This is a genomic window from Tetzosporium hominis, assembly GCF_002265435.1.
In the GTDB taxonomy this organism is placed as follows: Bacteria; Bacillota; Bacilli; order Bacillales_A; family Planococcaceae; genus Chryseomicrobium; species Chryseomicrobium hominis.
The window spans coordinates 1-251 of the sequence record NZ_NOKQ01000107.1; the positions used below are offsets into that span (position 1 = coordinate 1).

The window sequence follows — 251 nt, forward strand, 5'->3', positions numbered from 1 at the left end:
TCATGTCTTTCCATCCTCTCTTGTTGAATTGCGGCATTGTTTTTGGCCTGCTGCGCTAAAAATCGGTCTTCAATGAATTTTGAGCAGTAGCGAAAGGCCTTGATTGTTTCTGAAGCGGCGGTCCGCCGGTTTTCAAAGGCTTGAAAGCATTCCTCAAGCCATTTGATTGTTTGTGTTACAGGAACGCCAATGGCAACAATACGGGCGATGGCTTGATAATCTCTGGAGGAAGGATACACGGTGCGTCCTTC

General features: G+C 47.0%; 1 pseudogene. It reads right to left on the reverse strand.

Annotated features, from left to right (window positions below):
• Nucleotides 1-251: pseudogene (locus tag CF394_RS00395) on the reverse strand (phage portal protein); the annotation flags it as partial.